Genomic DNA, 17433 nt, shown 5'->3' with positions numbered 1-17433 from the left:
GTGCGGGCGGGTCAGACCAGCAGTCTCTCCCGCAGCCGGTCGAGGGTCTCGGGCAGCAGCCCGAGGCCCTCCGCCAGGTAGCGGTCCACCCCGCCCCACGTCTCGTCGATGGTGTCGAAGGCGGCGGTCAGGTACTCGGCGCGGGCGTCGAAGAGCGGCGCGAGCAGCTCCATCACCTCGGGGGAGCGGGCCTCGGCCGTCGCGTCGGTGCGGCGCACGCGGTAGCGGCGGTGCGGGGCGTTCGACTCCAGGTAGTCCGCCACGATCGCCTCGCGCTCCACGCCCAGCGCGAGCAGGGTGACCGCGATCGACAGGCCGGCCCGGTCCTTGCCGGCCGCGCAGTGCATGAGGGCGGGGACGCTGTCCTCGGCGAGGGCGTGGACCACCCGGCTGTGCTCGGCGGTGCGCTGCACGATGATCCGGCGGTAGGAGTCCGACATCCGGGCCGCGGCCTTGCCGTCGCCCAGGATCGAGCGCAGCTGGTCGAGGTCGCCGTCGCGGACGAGTCTCCAGAACTCCCGGCCGTCGGCCGGATCCGAGAGCGGGATGTTGACGTTCCGTACGCCCGGAAGCTCGACGTCCGGCCCCTCCAGCGCGTGGTCGGCGCCATTGCGGAAGTCGAAGATGGTGTGGAGGCCGAGCGAAGTGAGGAACTCTGCGTCGGTTTCGGTGGCATGTGCGAGATGTCCGCTTCGGAACAGTCGTCCCGTCCCGACCCTTCGTCCATCAGAAGTCGGCAATCCGCCTACATCGCGGAAATTGCGCACCCCGGTCAGCTCCGGCTCCTGTATCTGCTGGGTCAAAGGAACTCCTCCGCTTCATGGTGGGAAAACTGTCCGAATTGAGCTACTTGGCGCCAACTTGCCATATCCGGAGGCGAGATCGGGCACGTCCCCGTGAGCCAGATCATACGGTGACCGTGAGTGCCTGATCGCGAAAGCCGAATCGCCCGGTCGGAGCGGCTGTTGAGGGTGCGGAATGGACGGAGGGTGACGGGAATTCCGTCGATCCCTCATTCCTGCGAATCCGTCAGGGAATTCATGGCTTGTTCCGCGCGGTCGTCAGGGATTACCTTCGCGATCGATCCGGGTGGACCGCCGAATCCTGCCGCCGCCCGGGAACCGCACCCGACTATTTCGCGCGGCAGGAGCGGGGGAACCAGGTAAGCCGCTGTGCCGGAGATCTTTTCGCCGGTACGGCTCGGGGTGAAGCCGTACATGTCCCGCACATGAACGGCCGGACATCTCCAGTCCGAACCCGACAGCTCACCTCGCAGGCGCCGGAGAGGAATTCGACATGCCTGCAAAGGGTAAGCACCGCCGTCCCAAGTCCCTCTCGATATCCCGCGGTTTCGCCGTCGCCGGCACCGGTGGCGCGGCCCTCGCGCTGCCGCTGATGGGTGCCGCCGGCGCCCACGCGGCCGGTGCCCCGGCCGCCGCGACCGCGGTGGCCCCCGCAGTGGCCCCGCAGGTCCCCGTCTCGCTGCAGGCCGCGTCCCTCGCCGCCGTGCAGGCCGCGCCCGTCGCCGCCGTGCAGGCCGCGCCGACCGTCTACACGGTCGTCCCGGGCGACTACCTCTCCAAGATCGCGGCGGAGCGCCACCTGGCCGGTGGCTGGCAGCAGCTGTACGCCGACAACCGCGAGGCCGTCGGTGCCAACCCGTCGCTGATCCACCCGGGCCTGAAGCTGACGCTCGGCGGGTCGGGTGAGGCGGCTCCGGCCGACCCCGCCCCCGCTCCGGAGGCGGCTCCGAAGGCCGCCCCGAAGCCCGCTCCTGAGGCCGCTCCCAAGGCCGCCCCGAAGACGGCCCCGAAGGCTGCTTCGAAGCCGGTCGAGAAGCCCGCTCCGGTGGAGCGGGACTCCGCCGCAGAGGCTCCGGCCGAGCAGCAGTCGGCCTCCGGCTTCGTGGCCCCGCTCAGCGGCGGCATCTCCACCCAGTACAAGGTCGCGGGCAGCATGTGGTCCTCCGGCTACCACACCGGCGTCGACTTCATCGCGAGCTCCGGCACCACCGTCAAGGCGGTCGGCGCGGGCACCGTGGTCTCCGCCGGCTGGGCCGGCGCGTATGGCAACGAGGTCGTCATCCGGCACACGGACGGCACCTACTCGCAGTACGCCCACCTCTCCTCGCTGTCCGTCTCGTCCGGCCAGAGCGTCACCGGCGGCCAGCGCATCGGCCTCTCCGGCTCCACCGGCAACTCGACCGGCCCGCACCTGCACTTCGAGATCCGCACGGGCCCGTCGTACGGCTCGGACATCGACCCCGTGAACTACCTCCGCTCGAAGGGCGTGAGCATCTGACGGCACCCGCCGTCGGGGCACGGACACGCGTGAGGCCGGGACCCGAGGGGGGTCCCGGCCTCACGCGTACTTATTCCTTATCCCCCGCGTGGTACAGATCACGGTCCGTCAACCCCTCATTACGTTGGCGTAGGTTGCTCACGGGAAGGAAAGATGGTGTCCCGTGGCAGCGACGACGACGAAACTCAAGACCATCGGCTCGTACGCGGCGATCGGGGACAGCTTCACCGAAGGCGTGGGGGACCCGGGACCCGGGGATTCGTATCTCGGCTGGGCGGACCGGCTCGCCGTGCTCCTGGCCGATCAGCGCGAAGAGCACGACTTCCGGTACGCGAACCTGGCGGTGCGCGGGAAGCTCCTCGACCAGATCGTGGCCGACCAGCTTCCGAGAGCCAAGGCCCTCGCGCCGGACCTGGTCAGCTTCTGCGCGGGGGGCAATGACATCATCCGGCCCGGCAGCGACCCGGACGACGTGGCGGAGCGGTTCGAGGCGGCCGTCGCGGACCTCGCCGGGTCCGTCGGCCAGGTCATGATCACCACTGGCTTCGACACCCGGGGCGTGCCGGTCCTCAAGCACCTGCGGGGCAAGGTGGCGACGTACAGCGCACACGTCCGCGCCATCGCCGACCGCTACGACTGCCCGGTGCTCGACCTCTGGTCGCTGAAGTCCGTACAGGACCGGCGGGCCTGGGACGCGGACCGCCTGCACCTCTCGCCCGAGGGGCACACGCGGGTCGCGCTGCGCGCCGCGCAGGTGCTCGGGCTCGACGTGCCGACCGACCCCGACCAGCCGTGGCCGCCGCAGCGGCCGCGCGGTTCGGTGGACGTGACCCGGGACAACATCCAGTGGGCGCGCGACCACCTCGTGCCGTGGATCGGCCGACGGCTGCGCGGGGAATCCTCCGGGGACCACGTCGAGGCGAAGCGGCCGGACCTGCTGCCGCTGTAGGACCTGGCCGCCGCTGTAGGACCCGGGCCGGGAGCGGACGGGGGAGCTGGGGCGGGGGGCGGGGCGTGACCGGGGGCGGCGGAGCGGGCGGGGGCCGCGAGCGGAATCCTTCGGGGCCGGTGCGCGTTGGGATGGTCGTAGACCGACGACCGTCCCGACCCCCATCCTGCCTGGAGGCGCTTTGACCGGCTCCCGTCCCCTGCGTCCGCGGCTGCGTGCCCTGCGGCCCGAAGCCTTCGGCGCTGATCCGTCCGGTGCCCGGCTGGAGCGCATCCGCCGCTCGCCGAACTTCGCCGACGGCGTCTTCCAGAATCCGGTCGGGGCCCGGACCAGGCCCTCGGGGTCGATGGCGGAGTTCGCCAAGGTCTACTTCCACCGGGAGCAGCGGGCGCGGCGCAGCCCCGCCGCGTCGGTCCCGGTGTACCCGACGACCCTCGCGGAGCTGGCGAAGCCGCCCGCGAGCGGTCTGCGCCTGACCTGGATGGGCCACTCCAGCGTGCTCGCGGAGATCGACGGGCGCCGGGTGCTGTTCGACCCGGTGTGGGGCGAGCGGTGCTCCCCCTTCCCCTTCGCCGGCCCCAAGCGGCTGCACCCGGTGCCGGTCCCGCTGGCCTCGCTGGGGAAGGTCGACGTCGTGGTCATCTCGCACGACCACTACGACCACCTCGACCTGCCGACGATCAAGGACCTCGCCGGTACGGACACGGTCTTCGCCGTCCCGCTGGGCGTCGGCGCACACCTGGAGCGCTGGGGCGTACCGGCCGACCGGCTGCGCGAGCTGGACTGGAACGAGAGCACCAAGGTCGCCGGGCTCTCCCTCACGGCGACCCCGGCCCGGCACTTCTGCGGACGCGGCCTGCGCAACCAGCAGCACACCCTGTGGGCCTCCTGGGTCGTCGCGGGCGACGAGCACCGGATCTACCACAGCGGGGACACCGGCTATTTCCCCGGCTTCGAGCAGATCGGAGCCGAGCACGGGCCCTTCGACGCCACGATGATCCAGATCGGGGCGTATTCGGAGTACTGGCCCGACATCCACATGACCCCCGAGGAGGGCATGCGCGCCCACCTCGACCTGCAGGGCGGCACCCCGCACGGCACGCTGCTGCCGATCCACTGGGGCACCTTCAATCTGGCTCTCCACGCGTGGGCGGAGCCGGGGGAGTGGACCGCGGACGCGGCCGAGGATGCCGGGCAGAAGGTCGCCCTCCCCGTGCCGGGCCAGCCCTTCGAACCGGCCGGCCAGCTCCCGACGGACCGCTGGTGGCTCCCGGTCGCCCGGCAGTTCGCCCGCCCGTGGCGCGGCCCGAAGCTCCTGGACGTGTCGGCGGTCGAGCCTTCCCGGAGCGATCTCGACCTGGCGGGCGGCCCGGGACCGAGGACGCCCTCGACCACCTGACCGAGGTGGGGTGTGCCGTGCACCTGGAAGCGAGGGCGGGCTCTCGCTTCCAGGGCGGCGAACCGTCCGGCCGCCCCCGAGCAGGGCATCCGCAGACCGCCGCCGGCCTCGGAGGCTCGCGCGTCCGTTCGGGTGAGGGCGAAACGATCCGTTCCCTCGGGGGTGTTCCGGTCGCCCGCGGGTCCCCGCCAGCATGCTGGTGGACCGGCCCGCGCAGGCCGCCGCCCGGCGATCCCGCGCCAGGGCCCGGCACGCGCTTCCCCCCACCCATCTCCGAGGACGGAGTCCCGTTGTGGCGTTGACGGCCCAGTATGTGGCGCAAGAACTAGAAGCGGCGAGCAAGGTCGGTGACCCGGCGGCCGACCAGCTCGTGTCCGACCTGATCGACAACAAGGAGATCGACGGGGTCAACGCCCTGTTCCGGACCATCGGTACCCTCAAGCCCGGCCCGGACCTCTCCGGACTCCCGCCGCGCCTGGCCGAGTTCCTCAAGGCGGCCACCGCTGCCCCGCCGGACTGGTCCGAGGCCGACGTCAAGGCCGCCGAGGGCTTCTTCGCCCACCACCACGGCGAGGTGTCCATGCTCCAGGGCACCGTCGGCCTGATCGGCACCTACCTCTCCCCGACCGGGGCGTTCACGCTGCGCTCCACCGGCCGGCTCGGCGGCGTCGACGGACCCGGCCGGCGCCTGTCGCAGTCCTCGCGCCTGTTCATCGACATGGGCAACAAGAACGCCATGCGCGACGGCACCCTCGCCGCGAACGTCACCAAGGTCCGCCTGGTCCACGCCTCGGTGCGCCAGCTCCACAAGAAGAGCGGGCAGTGGGACTACGCCACGTACGGGGAGCCCGTCTCCCAGAAGTACACCACCGGCGCGGCCTGCGTGTTCTCCACGCAGATCCTGCAGGCCATGAAGCGGCTCGGGATCGAGGTGTCCAAGGACGACGCGCACGGTTTCATCTGTGCCTGGCACTACGTCAACCACTACCTCGGCACCCCGGAGAAGTGGCTGCTGCCCAAGGACGCCGACGAAGTCGAGCGGCTGTGGAACTCCCAGCGGGACAAGGAGTGGCAGAAGACCGAGCACGGTGTCTTCATGACCAAGCAGGCGGTCGACTTCTACAAGAAGTTCTACCCGCCGGGCGTCCACGACGCGTTCATCGCGATGGTCCGCCACGCCCTGGGTGACAAGTACGCCGACATGGCCGGCCTGCCCAAGAGCGTGCTCGGCGCGGCCGCGGGCCCCCTGTCCGCCGGCCACGGCCTGGTCAGCGGCGTAGGCGGCGGCCTCCTCGGCGGCGCCGCAAAGAAGACCACCGGCGTCAACCCTTACAAGGAGATCGTCGGGATCGCGTCCAAGGGATACAACGAGATCCAGAAGTTCGCCCTCACGCACGACCAGGACGACCAACCGCAGATGCACCAGGAACTCGACGACAACCGCTGACCGGGTCCTGTCCGGCGCCCGGCGCCGGACAGGCACGGGTGGACCGAGCCAGCGGAGAGCGCGCCGGCCGGTTCAGCGCGTGGCGAGAACGGCGTCGGCCATCGCCCGCTCACCGGCCGCGTTGGGGTGGAACGGCGCTGCGGCGCTGGTGACGAGGGGTTCCATCCAGCGGGTCCCGGCCGGCTTGCAGATGTCGTGGCCGATGGACTTGGTGTACGTGTCCACGTACGTCGCACCGTGCGCCGCGGCTTGCGCGGCGATCACCGTGTTGAGGCGCTTCTGGGTGTCCCGCAGCCAGGGGGCGTCGCCCCGGGCGATCGAGACGACCGAGGGGCAGTTGGTGCCGTCGTCGGGAAGGATCGCGGGGTAGCCGGTGATCATGATCCTGGCCCGGGGGGCGCGCTGACGTATGCCGTCTATGGTGGCGGCGATCTTGGGAGCGGTGGAGTCGACCGCGGCGGCGAGCTTGTCGGAGCCGGTCCAGGTGTAGCTGTTCTTGCAGGGCGAACCACCCGGGTTGAACAGGCCCAGGGTCACGCAGCGGACGATGATGCTCGCGAAGCCGACGTCGTTGCCGCCGATCGTGAGCGTGACGAGATCGGTGTCGGCGCTCAGCGCGTCGAACTGGGGTGGTGCGGACGGGTTCTGGGCCGTGCTCATGTGCACGGTGGTGGCGCCGCCACAGGTGACGTCCGTGTGGGCGGCGGGCGCCAGCGCCGAACTCACCAGTGCGGGGTAGTTCCGGTGGGAGCGCGTGCAGGCGGAGTCGACCTGGTCCGGAACCCCGGCCGCCGAGGCATACGAATCCCCCAGCGCCACATAGCGGTTGAGGGCGGTCTCGGCGGCGGAGGCGGAGTTGGCGCCGAGGCCGGAAACGGTGGCCAGGGCCGCCGCTGCCGTGACGGCGGCGACGGTGGCGCGGGCACGGCGGCTCGATGGAACTGATCGCATGGCGGTGCCTCTCGTGGTGGGGGAGGGCGGGCGCCATCCGGCCGGCGGAGGCCGAAGGACGCACGGGGCCGACGGCAAGGCGGTCCCGTCCGCCTGCCGTGAGGCTGCGCGCAGTTACTGGTCAGTTTTACTGGCTCGTAATATGTGGCTCATGTGACAGAGCGTCAAGAGGTCGCGCAGGAATGTTTCTCGGCCCGACGCACCTCGGTTGGACACCGTCTGACGGGCGTGAGGGACGCCCGACGTACCGGTGCCGCCGGACGCGGGGTCCGGCGGCACCGGGTGAGTGGAGGTCACAGCACTAGGGCAGCTTGGCGAAGGGGGACAGGAACGCGCGGGCGCCGGGAGTGTCCAGGCGGTACGAGACGTTCGTGGCGTAGCAGGGGCCGTCACCCGTGATGGTGGTGGCGACCAGGGTGAGCTTGCCGCCCAGGGTGGCGAAGTTCGGGCCGCCGGAATCGCCGTAGCAGGCACCGCCGTTGCCCTGGGGCGCGGTCATGGCCAGGCGCACCCAGGCGTTGTTGAGGGCGTCGAAGCCGACGGGGGCCTTCATGCGGACGCCGCCGCCGGGGTGGGTGTGGCCGCCGGGGCCGCGTGCGGCCTCCTGGGTTCCGTATCCCGCGACGGAGAAGGGGGTGTCGTGCAGTCCCTGCGGGCCCAGTGCGCTGAGCGCTCCGGCCTCGGGGAGGGTGGCGGGGGTGAAGGTCCAGCGGGCCCCGACCTCGGCGGCGGGGAGCTCGATGACCGAGATGTCGTGATTATCGGAGGCTGGGCCCGGGTACTCGGGGTGGTTGTGGGCGGCGCCCTGTACGGCGACGGCCCGTGCCACGGCCGCCGGGTCACCAGGGTGTTGGGCCGCGGCCGCGTCCAGGCCGGCCTGCACATCCTGGTCGAGGGAGACGTAGAACTTCACGTTCGCCGGCCAGTCGGTGGTGCAGTGCGCGGCGGTCAGGAAGGTGTCCGCGTCGATCATGGTGCCGGAGCAGACCCAGTCGACGCGGTCGGGGGTGGCCGGGTCGCCGTCGTTATCCCAGGTGGCGACGAGGGCGCCCACCTCGGTGCGTTCGGGCGCCGGCGTCGCGTTGTACGAGTTGATCGCGGAGGACGGCAGGGCCGCGCCGAGGACGAGGGCGCAGGCCGCTGCGGTGACGGCACTCAGGCGGCGTACGGGTACGGCAGTCAAGGGAAGCCCTTCGATGTCGTGGGGCGGGGTTCTCCTGTGGGGTGATCGACAGTGAAGCGTGCGCGGGGGCGCGCGGCAAGAGCCCGGGATTCTTTGGCGGTTGTTCACGGGGGCTGCGCTCGACACCCCCCTTGGGGAGGCGGAGTGCGTCAGCGTCACAGGCAGCGTCGACGATGTCGGTCGCGCCCTCGCCAATGCTCCGGAGCGCGGCACTGTCCTGAAGGTTGCGGGCCGCCATTTCCCGCTATTTGCCGCTGTTTATCGGTGTTTGCCGCTGTTTCGATGGACGGCACCCACGGACGATCCCTCGTGACGCGGCCCGGTCGAGGAGCTCACCGCTGCTGCCGGGCCGTCCTTCCGAGGAGCGCGCGTACGTGCGGCGGACCGCGGACTGCGCCCCCGGGCGTACGAGCCGTCCCGGCTGCCGCGTTCCGCGAGCCGGAGGCGACCCAGCACAATCGGGCTGCTGTGCGAGCGCTCCACCGGGAGCGGGAAGCACGCCCGCGAAGTTCACCAACTGGCAGTCGACGGCGGGACGGTGGGGTCTAGCGTGGGTATTCGGTGATCAACACCGGACCCCGGGAACGCTGGGGGCCGGGCCCCACGTACCGAGGACGCCGATGTCCGGACCCCGCGCCGCCCGCCACGCCCCGTCGAGACACGCCGTCACCGGTCCCAGCCGGCAGATACGCCCCCAGCTGGTACGCGCCGCCGTACTGCCCACGCTCGCCGCGGGGCTCAGCGGCGCCGCCGCGGTGATCTTCACCCTCCAGCTCGGCGGGGGAGCCGGCGACCGCGACGCCCGGCTGTGGCCGGTGCTCACCGGCTGCGCCCTGCTCGTGGTCGGAGCACTCGCCGCGGCCCTGCTCGGAGCCCAGCGCGCCGCCAAGGCCGTACGGGATCGGTGCGAGGCGCTGCGCCGCTCCAGTGTGCGCGGCCGCCAGGAGCTGCGTACGGCCGCCGACCGGCTGGAGCGCGGCGAGACCCCGCCCCGTCCGGTGCGGGGCGGCCCGACGTCGCCGCCGGCGGGCGCCGACCCGGCCGGCGTGGACGAGTTCTGGCTGCTCTCGCAGGAGTTGCGCGGCGCCCGGGAACAGGCCCACGCCACTCTCCTACGGCTGGCCGGCCCGGCAGCCCCGTCCGACAGCGAGCGCAAGGTCGAGGTCTTCGTCAACCTCGCGCGCCGGCTTCAGTCCCTCGTGCACCGCGAGATCTCGCTGCTGGACGACCTGGAGGACACGGTCGAGGACCCGGACCTGCTCAAGGAGCTCTTCCACGTCGACCACCTCGCCACCCGCATCCGCCGCCACGCCGAGAACCTCGCCGTGCTGGGCGGCGCCGCCTCGCGCCGCCAGTGGACCCGGCCCATCGACCTGAGCGAGGTGCTCCGCTCGTCGGTCGCGGAGGTCGAGCAGTACACCCGGGTCAAGGTGGTGCCCCCGGCCGGCGGCAGCGTCCGCGGACACGCCGTCGCCGACGTGGTGCACCTGCTCGCCGAACTCGTCGAGAACGCCACGGTGTTCTCCGCCCCCGACACCGATGTGGTGCTGCGCGCGGAGCGGGTCACCGCCGGGATCGCGGTCGAGGTGGAGGACCGGGGGCTCGGCATGCCGGTCGAGGAACAGCACCGGATGAACGCCCTGCTCGACGACCCCGACCAGATCAGCGTCCGGCACCTGCTGGCGGACGGACGGATCGGCCTGTACGTCGTATCGGCGCTGGCCCGCCGGCACGGCATCGCCGTGGAGCTCAAGTCCAACATCTACGGCGGGGTGCTGGCGGTCCTGGTGCTGCCGCAGGAGCTGCTGGGCGCGGAGGCGCCGACCGCGGCCGACGCGGCGGGTGGCTCGCGGGCCACGTCGTGGGGGACCGGGGCGGGGACGGCGATGCCGCCGCTGGAGCCCGTACGGCTCCCCGTGCCGGAGGCTTGGCGCGGCGGCCCCGGCCCCGGCTGCGCGGCCCCACAGCCCACCGCCCGGCCCACCCCCACGCCCCACCCGGCCCCTGCAACCGACCCGCGGGCCGAACCCGCGCCCCCACCGAAGCCGACGCCCGACCCGCGGGCCGAAGCCGCGCCCCCACCGAAGCCGACGGCCGACCCGCGGGCCGAGGCCGCGCCCCGGCCAGAGCCTGCGGCCGGGCCCTGGGCTGTGGAAGCCGCGCCTCTGTCGGAGCCTGCGGCCGGGTCCCGGGCCGAAGCCGCGCCGCTGCCGGAGCCTGCGGCCGGACCCTGGGCCGAAGCCGCGCCGCTGTCGGAGCCTGTGGCCGGGTCCCGGGCCGAAGCCGTGCCTCTGTCGGAGCCTGCGACCGACCGGTGGGCCGAGGCCGCGCCTCTGTCGGAGCCTGCGACCGACCCGCGAGCCGAGGCCGCGCCCCGGCCGGAGCCTGCTGCCGGGTCCTGGGCCGAGGCCGCGCCCGTGGTCCCGCCCGTCCCCGCGGCTGCTCCGCCGCCCTCGCGGCGGGCGGGCGCCCGGGTTTCGGCAGGGCCCGTGCCGGACCCGGAGGCCAAGCCCCGGCCCGAGGCCCGGCCGCTGCCCTCGCGCGGGGCGGGGCCGCCGGTTTCGGACGGCCCCACGCCGGGGCCAGCGGCCGAGCCCTTGGCTGAGGCCGAGGCCTCAGCCGCGCTCCCCGCAGGGCCTGTGGTTTCGCCGGGGCCTGGCGCAGCTCCGCCGTCCTCGCCCTGGGCCGGGGCGACGGCCACGCCCGAGTCGGTGACCGGGCCTTCGGCCGAGCCTCGCCCCGAGGGTGCGGCCCGGTCGCTGCCCTCGCGTCGGGCGACGCCGCCGGTTGCGACCGGGCGGACACCCGGGCCTTGGACTGAGGCCGCGGCCCCCGACGCGCCCTCGGCGGGGCCTGCGGCCGAGGGCTGGGCCGAACCTGCCTCCGGGCCCGTGGCCTCGCCGGGGCCTTCGGCCGAGTCCCGGGCTGAGGCCGCGCCTCCGCCAGAGGCCGCGGCCGAGGGCTGGGCCGAACTTGTCCCCGGGCCCGTGGTCTCGCCCGGGCCTGGCGCAGCTCCGCTGTCCTCGCCCCCGGCCGGGGCGATGGCCTCCCCCGAGGCCGTGACCGGGCCTTCGGCCGAGGCCCGGCGCGACGGTGGGGCCCGGCCGCTGCCCTCGCCTCAGGCCGGCGGGCCGGTTTCGGCCGGGCCTTCGGCCGAGGCTCGGCCCGAGGATGCGGCTCGGCCGCTGCCCTCCCGTCGGGCGGGCGCGCCGGTTTCGGCCGGTCCCATGCCGGGGCCTGCGGTCGAGGCCTGGGGCGGGCCTGTTTCCGGGGGCGGGGCCGGGGCTGGCGCAGGTGCGTTGGCGTCGGGTTCGCCCCCGCCTTCGGCCGGGCCTTGGTTCGAGGGGGCGGGCCGGGCGTTGCCCTCGCCTCGGGTCGGGGAGGCGGCCGAGGCGGTGTCCGTGCCTGCCGCGCGCGCCGCAGGCGATGCGCGGCCCGCGCTGCCCCGGCGCCGCGCCCAGCAGCACCTCGCGCCCCAGCTGCGCGACGCACCCGCCCCGCGGCGGGCCGCGGACCCCGAGCAACCCCTGCACGACCCGGGCCTGATGGCCGCCTTCCAACGGGGCTTCGGCCTCGCCCAGTCGGAGAACCAGGCATGACCCCCACCCCTCACCTCAGCAAGGAGCGCACCCCCATGGGCGGCGAAGTGGCGACGAAGACCGGCAGCCGGCTCTCGGACCTCGACTGGCTGCTCAGCGGCCTGGTGCAGCGCGTGCCGTACACGCGCAGCGCCGTACTGCTCACCGCCGACGGGCTCGTGACGTGCGTGCACGGTCTGGACGCCGACAGCGCCGACCACCTGGCGGCCCTCGCGTCCGGGCTGTACTCGCTGGGCCGCAGCGCCGGCTCCCGCTTCGGGGACGGCGCGGAGGTGAGGCAGGTCGTGGTCGAGCTCGACACCGCGCTTGTCTTCGTCTCCGCGGCCGGCTCCGGCACCTGCCTGGCCGTCCTCGCCGACCGCGAAGCCGACGCGGGGGTGCTCGGCTACGAGATGGCGATGCTGGTCAAGAGCGTACGACCGTACCTGGCGGCCCCGCCGCGGCGGCCCGTCGCCGACCCGGAGCGATGAGGGCCCGCGCGACGGGGGCGTACGCGAAGGGCCCGTACGCGAACGGGGCGTACGCGAAGGGGCGGGACACGCCGTGGATCGACGACTCGGCGGGCCGGGTGATGCGCCCGTACACCGCCAGCGGCGGCCGCACCAGGCCGGGCGTCGCCCTCGACCTGCTCTCGTTGGTGACCGCGACCGGGGTGCGGCCGCGCGCCCCGCTCGGCGCCGAGCACACCCTCGCACTGCGGCTGTGCGCCGGAGCCGCGGCCGTCACCGTCGCCGAGGTCGCCGGGCAGCTGCGGCTGCCGGCCGTCGTCGTGAAGGTGCTGCTGTCCGATCTGATGGAATACGGGGCCGTCATGGCGCAGGCGCCCCGGTTCCCCGCCATCGGCATCGGCATCGGCGGCGACGGCGACGGGTTCGCGGCCGCAGACCAGTCCCTGCTCCTGGCGGTGCTCGATGGCCTACGCAAACGACTGTGACGCCGCCCCGGCGACGCTGAAGATCCTGGTGGCCGGGGGCTTCGGCGCGGGCAAGACCACCTTCGTGGGCGCGGTGAGCGAGATCGAGCCGCTGAGCACGGAGGAACTGCTCAGCGACCTCAGCACGGCCGCCGACCCGCTGCACGGCGTCGAGGCGAAGTCGACCACGACCGTCGCGCTCGACTTCGGCCGGATCACCCTGGACGAGCGCCACGTGCTCTACCTCTTCGGCACGCCCGGACAGCACCGCTTCTGGTTCCTGTGGGAGGAGCTGTGCGCGGGCGCACTCGGGGCGGTGGTGCTCGCCGACACCCGCCGCCTCGCCGACTGCTTCCCCGCCGTGGACTTCTTCGAGCGGCGCGGGATCGGCTTCATCGTCGCCGTCAACGAATTCGACGACGGTCACCGCTACGCGCCCGACGAGGTCCGCGAGGCGGTGGGGCTCGGGCCCGAGGTGCCCGTCGTACGGTGCGACGCGCGCCTGACGAGCTCCGGGACGGGGACGCTGGCCGCCCTCGTCCGCCATCTGTTGTGCACGTTCAAGGAAAAAGCCTTCACCGTCAGCTCTTCGTCTTCGGAGTCGGGGGAACCGCCATGACGTACTACGAATCGACCGGACACCTGCTGCTCACGCCGGTGGACCGGGAGGCGCCCGCGCGCGTCGTCCGGCTGCGCGAACTGGGCCTGGGCGAGCGGACGGACGCCGAGCTGGACGCCTTCGCGAGGCGGGTCGCGCACGCGCTCGACGCGCCGTACGCCGGGGTCAACTTCATCGGCGAGGAACGGCAGTTCTTCGCCGGGCTGCACCACGCGGCCGAGGCCCCGCCGAGCGGTTACCCGGCGCGGGTCCTGGCCCGCGACCACGGCTACTGCCCGCACGTGGTGGTGCGGCGGCGGGCGTTGGTACTGGAGGACGTACGGGACTTCGCGCGCTTCGCGGGCAACGCGGTGGTGGACGAGAGCGGGGTGCGGTCGTACGTGGGCGCGCCGCTGACGGACCGGCGCGGGATCGTCCTGGGCACGGTGTGCGCGGTGGACGTGGTGCCGCGGCGGTGGGGGACGGACGGGCTCGCCACGGTCAAGGCGCTGGCGGCGGAGCTGGTGGCGCTGGTGCACGAGCGGGAGGACCGGGGAGCGGACCGGCGGGGGTGAGCCCGGTGGCGGGTGGCCGGTGCCCGGTGGCCGGGGCTACGGTCGTCGGGGGACAAGGGTTCACCGGTGGCTGGAGAGGAGTCTCGGGGATGGCCGCGACCGCGCAGGACGTCCGCCTGATCGCACTGTCGCTCCCGGAGAGCAGCGAGAAGCTCGCCTGGGGCATGCCGACCTTCCGGGTGAGCGGGAAGATCTTCGTCTCGCTCGCCGACGACGACACCTCGATCGGGGTGAAGTGTCCCAAGGAGGAACGGGCCGAGCTGATCGCGGCGGAGCCCGAGAAGTTCTTCGTACGCGCGGGGCACGACGACAACTACGCCTGGATCCGGGTCCGTCTGGCGGCGGTGCGCGACGACGACGAACTGCGCTCGATCCTGACCGACTCCTGGCTCCAGGCGGCACCGAAACGCCTGGTCGCGGCCCATCCGGAGCTGACCGGCGACGCGGGCTGAGACCAGGCTCCCCGGCACCGCACGCCGGCACCGGGGGACACCGGTAGCGGAAAGGTGCGCGCGACCACCCCGTGAAATGCGGTATCGTTCTCCTGCGCGTTCACCCAGGGGAAACCCCAGGTCAGCGGGCATCGGGACGTGGCGCAGCTTGGTAGCGCACTTGACTGGGGGTCAAGGGGTCGCAGGTTCAAATCCTGTCGTCCCGACTCGAAAGAGTCGCAGGTCAGGGGCCGTTTCGGAGCAATCCGAAACGGCCCCTTGATCATTTTGTGCACGTAGAGTGCTGGTAACGCTGCGTGGTCGTGAGCGGGCCGTGCCCGGCGATCTTTCCGCAGCAGATGCACCTCGACGCCGGCGTCCGCGCATCAGGTGCCCCGTTACTGGCCGCTCCGTGGGCTGTAGGGCTGGAGGAGCTGGTCGACGGGCGCGTGGTCGTCGGTGAGCGGTTTGGCATGGCCGATCCATGAGGTGAGGCCGTCGCCGGTGGCGATCTTCCAGCCGGTTTGCCGGGCGTCCAGCGCTTCCTGGGTCGCGCGGAGGTCGACCGGTCGGTCGGAGGCGAGCACCACCAGATTGCCGCCCTCGGAGGTGGCGGTCGGATCGAGGCCGATATCGGTGGGTTTGCCGACGAGGGCGACGTGCTCGAAGGTTTCGCTGAGCGTGGCTACTTCAGCACGTGCGAAGGCCAGACCACCGTGATCGATGAGGTTGGCGACGTACAGGCCGTCTTCGTTGAGCACCCGCCGTACGTCCGTCATCGCTTCCACCGTGGTGAGGTGCCACGGCACGCTGACGCCCCCGAAGGCGTCACCGACGACGAGGTCACGACTGCCGGCGTCCAGTCGCCGCAGGCCGAGCCTGCCGTCCTCGACGCGTACGCCGATACCGCCTTGTCCGCCTTGTGCCCTCAGGCCCAGTTGGTCGCGGTCGATGCGCACGACCCCGCTGTCGATCTCGGACACAAGGCTGCGCGTCCCGGGCCGCGTTGCGGCGAGGTAACGGGGGAAGGTGAGCCCGCCGCCGCCCAGGTGGTGGGCAGCCAGTGGCTCACCTTGGGGAAAGGCGGCATCGACCACCGACGCGATGGCCCGCACATACTCGAACCGGAGGAAGGTCGGGTCGTCGATGTCGACGTAGGAGTGCCGCACGCCGTCGAGAACGAGTGTGCGACCGCTACCCCGGTCGGGGTCCGCGACGACCCGTGCGCAGTGGTACCTGGTCTCCGTGTCGCAGGCACCGGGCGCGACCGTGGTGGCGAGGCCGCCGGCGATGACCGCGAGTGCGAGGGCAGGGGCGCTGCTCCATCCGCGCGTTCGCCACTCGACCAGCGCCGAGCCGACCACCAGCAGGGTGCCGAGGCCGATCAGGATGCCGCTGACCGGCAGCCGCGAGACGAGGACGAAGCCGGTGAGGACCGTGCCGACGATGGCGCCGACGGTGCCGACGCCGGACAGCCGGCCGACCACCGTTCCGGTCTCGGCGAGGCTGGTCAGACGCAGCTTGGTCACGATCGGCGTCACCGCGGAGAGCAGCGCGCCCGGCACGAGGATGGTCAGCGACGCGATCAACAAGAGCATCGCCGGTGCCCACTCCGCGGTGGTGCGCAGCACGGCGGGGGTGAGCGCCACGACCGCTCCCGAGAGCCCCAGCGAGGGGCCCAGGAGCCGGCGTGGATTGACCTGGTCGGCGATGCGCCCACCCAGCCAGGAGCCGACGGCGATCGCGGTGAGGGCGATACCGATCACCATGGTGCTGGTCTCGAGGGTGAGGCCGAGGTAGGGAGCCAGCAGTCGCAAGGCGACGATCTCCACCACCAGGACCGCGGCCGAGGACCCGAAGACGAGCGCGGCAGCGGCACGGGGACCCAGGCCGTGGTCGCGAGGCGTGCCTTCGGCGACGGGCGAGGAGGACGATCCGGTCACGGGCGACATCCTTGCATGCGACCCATCGGCAGCATTGCGGGAATTCTCATTCCTTGCTCAGGAAACGGCGATTCCGGCGCGGGAATGTGTTCCGGGCCAGACGGGGGCACCCGCGGCGGTCAGCGGCGGGTGAGGTGCCGGACGGCGACGACGGCCTGCAGGGCGGCGGCCGGGCGCAGTACGACGGGGCGGGGCCGCTCGGGCATGGTGCCCCGGCGCAGTGCGAGGCCGGTGACGGTGACGACGGGGAGTGCCCAGGCGGTGAGGGCCGCCGTCCGTACGGTGCGGCTGGTTTCGTGGCGCAGGGTGAGCCACGTCCGACGTCACCGCCGACCCCGACCGGCTCCCGCCCGAGCTTCGCGGGCTCACCGCCCGCATCGCCTGCATCGCCGACGCCCGGCCCCTGGACGAATACGCCGACCCCTGCTGACCGCGGTGAAGTCCCCCTGACAGCCGAGCGATCTACTCCCCGGTACGTAAGCGCGCTCACATACCCGCACCTGCCCGGCGTCCTACCGTCAGCGACGAGAGCGGAAAGCGAACGAATCAGGAAGGACGTTCACCATGGCCACCACCGAGCAGGCATCCCCGAGAACCGGCGCGATGAAAACCGGCGCGATCCCGCTCCACGCGGTGTGGGGCGCCGCGGCCGGACTGGTCGGCGGCATCGGGATGGGCATCTGGATGTCGGTGTCAAAGCCGATGACGGACACCGCGATGATCACCATGGTCGCCGGTCTCCTCGGCTCCACCAGCGCCTTCGCCGGATGGCTGATCCACCTCGCGATCGCGCTCTTCGCCGGCGTCACCTTCGGCGTGCTCCTCGGGTCCTTCGCCCAGCGCCCCGCCCCCGCCCCCGCCGTCGTCCTCGGCCTGGCGTACGGCGCCGTGTGGTGGACCGTCGGCGCATTGTGGATCATGCCCGCCAACATGGGCATGCCCGTCTTCGAATGGAACGACGTCACCTCCTCCAGCCTCGGCGCCCACCTCGTCTTCGGCCTGCTCGCCGGACTGACCTTCGCCTGCATCGCCCGGGCGATGGGCAAGCACCCCGACCAGGCCCGAGGATGAGCCCTGCACCGCCCGCGTCGACACCCGGCCCCGGCACTCCACAGCCGGGGGCGGCGCCACGCCGGACAGGCGG

At 72.8% G+C, this 17433-nt stretch carries 15 protein-coding genes, 1 tRNA gene and 1 riboswitch; of the genes, 12 read left to right on the top strand and 4 right to left on the bottom strand.

Features of this window, described 5'->3' with window-relative positions:
• Positions 1 to 11: 11 nt before the first annotated feature.
• Positions 12 to 803, bottom strand: coding sequence for a tyrosine-protein phosphatase (locus ACZ4TV_RS03455; protein ID WP_468130202.1), 792 nt, complete (start codon positions 801 to 803; stop codon positions 12 to 14).
• Between the two features lie 315 nt (positions 804 to 1118).
• Positions 1119 to 1294: riboswitch (cyclic di-AMP (ydaO/yuaA leader) on the top strand.
• A 2-nt stretch (positions 1295 to 1296) separates the two neighbouring features.
• Here ACZ4TV_RS03455 and ACZ4TV_RS03450 point away from each other — a divergent pair.
• From ACZ4TV_RS03450 to ACZ4TV_RS03435, 4 genes are all read left to right on the top strand, one after another.
• Entirely contained in the window at positions 1297 to 2301 is a 1005-nt protein-coding gene (locus ACZ4TV_RS03450) for a M23 family metallopeptidase (protein WP_468130200.1), read from the top strand.
• A 163-nt stretch (positions 2302 to 2464) separates the two neighbouring features.
• Positions 2465 to 3250 (top strand): SGNH/GDSL hydrolase family protein, encoded by a 786-nt coding sequence (locus ACZ4TV_RS03445; protein ID WP_468130198.1) that lies wholly within the window; start codon positions 2465 to 2467, stop codon positions 3248 to 3250.
• A 181-nt stretch (positions 3251 to 3431) separates the two neighbouring features.
• Positions 3432 to 4649, top strand: coding sequence for an MBL fold metallo-hydrolase (locus tag ACZ4TV_RS03440; protein WP_468130196.1), 1218 nt, complete (start codon positions 3432 to 3434; stop codon positions 4647 to 4649).
• A 298-nt stretch (positions 4650 to 4947) separates the two neighbouring features.
• Complete coding sequence (locus ACZ4TV_RS03435) at positions 4948 to 6096, top strand: oxygenase MpaB family protein (protein WP_468130194.1); 1149 nt, start codon at positions 4948 to 4950, stop codon at positions 6094 to 6096.
• Positions 6097 to 6168: 72 nt separating this feature from the next.
• On the opposite strand, the gene ACZ4TV_RS03430 is transcribed toward ACZ4TV_RS03435, so the two are convergent.
• Both ACZ4TV_RS03430 and ACZ4TV_RS03425 read right to left on the bottom strand, forming a co-directional pair.
• Positions 6169 to 7047, bottom strand: coding sequence for an SGNH/GDSL hydrolase family protein (locus ACZ4TV_RS03430; protein ID WP_468130192.1), 879 nt, complete (start codon positions 7045 to 7047; stop codon positions 6169 to 6171).
• Positions 7048 to 7348: 301 nt separating this feature from the next.
• Positions 7349 to 8230, bottom strand: a complete 882-nt coding sequence (locus ACZ4TV_RS03425) for a trypsin-like serine protease (RefSeq protein ID WP_468130190.1) — start codon at positions 8228 to 8230, stop codon at positions 7349 to 7351.
• A gap of 620 nt (positions 8231 to 8850) precedes the next feature.
• Here ACZ4TV_RS03425 and ACZ4TV_RS03420 point away from each other — a divergent pair.
• The 7 genes from ACZ4TV_RS03420 (at position 8851) to ACZ4TV_RS03390 (ending at position 14573) form a co-directional block, all read left to right on the top strand.
• The gene (locus ACZ4TV_RS03420; protein ID WP_468130188.1) at positions 8851 to 11829 is read left to right on the top strand and encodes an ATP-binding protein; all 2979 of its coding nucleotides are present in this window, start codon (positions 8851 to 8853) and stop codon (positions 11827 to 11829) included.
• 35 nt (positions 11830 to 11864) lie between these two features.
• Positions 11865 to 12299, top strand: a complete 435-nt coding sequence (locus ACZ4TV_RS03415; RefSeq protein ID WP_374778475.1) for a roadblock/LC7 domain-containing protein — start codon at positions 11865 to 11867, stop codon at positions 12297 to 12299.
• 101 nt (positions 12300 to 12400) lie between these two features.
• The gene (locus ACZ4TV_RS03410; RefSeq protein ID WP_468130704.1) at positions 12401 to 12763 is read left to right on the top strand and encodes a DUF742 domain-containing protein; all 363 of its coding nucleotides are present in this window, start codon (positions 12401 to 12403) and stop codon (positions 12761 to 12763) included.
• Positions 12741 to 13361 (top strand): GTP-binding protein, encoded by a 621-nt coding sequence (locus ACZ4TV_RS03405; protein ID WP_468130186.1) that lies wholly within the window; start codon positions 12741 to 12743, stop codon positions 13359 to 13361. Before ACZ4TV_RS03410 ends, ACZ4TV_RS03405 begins: the two co-directional genes overlap by 23 nt.
• Positions 13358 to 13915 carry a GAF domain-containing protein gene (locus ACZ4TV_RS03400; RefSeq protein WP_468130183.1) on the top strand — a complete coding sequence of 186 codons (558 nt, stop codon included), beginning with the start codon at positions 13358 to 13360 and terminating at the stop codon, positions 13913 to 13915. Before ACZ4TV_RS03405 ends, ACZ4TV_RS03400 begins: the two co-directional genes overlap by 4 nt.
• An 89-nt stretch (positions 13916 to 14004) precedes the next feature.
• On the top strand, positions 14005 to 14367 hold the full coding sequence (locus ACZ4TV_RS03395) for an MmcQ/YjbR family DNA-binding protein (RefSeq protein ID WP_468130181.1): 363 nt from the start codon (positions 14005 to 14007) through the stop codon (positions 14365 to 14367).
• A gap of 132 nt (positions 14368 to 14499) precedes the next feature.
• A tRNA-Pro gene (locus ACZ4TV_RS03390) sits at positions 14500 to 14573 on the top strand.
• Positions 14574 to 14744: 171 nt separating this feature from the next.
• Here ACZ4TV_RS03390 and ACZ4TV_RS03385 read toward each other — a convergent pair.
• Entirely contained in the window at positions 14745 to 16298 is a 1554-nt protein-coding gene (locus tag ACZ4TV_RS03385; protein ID WP_468130179.1) for a fused MFS/spermidine synthase, read from the bottom strand.
• Positions 16299 to 16853: 555 nt separating this feature from the next.
• On the opposite strand from ACZ4TV_RS03385, the gene ACZ4TV_RS03380 reads away from it, so the two are divergent.
• On the top strand, positions 16854 to 17360 hold the full coding sequence (locus tag ACZ4TV_RS03380; RefSeq protein WP_468130177.1) for a hypothetical protein: 507 nt from the start codon (positions 16854 to 16856) through the stop codon (positions 17358 to 17360).
• The last annotated feature ends 73 nt before the right edge of the window (positions 17361 to 17433 follow it).

The organism is Streptomyces sp. NPDC028910 (assembly GCF_055564955.1).
This window is presented reverse-complemented; position numbering and strand designations above follow the sequence as displayed.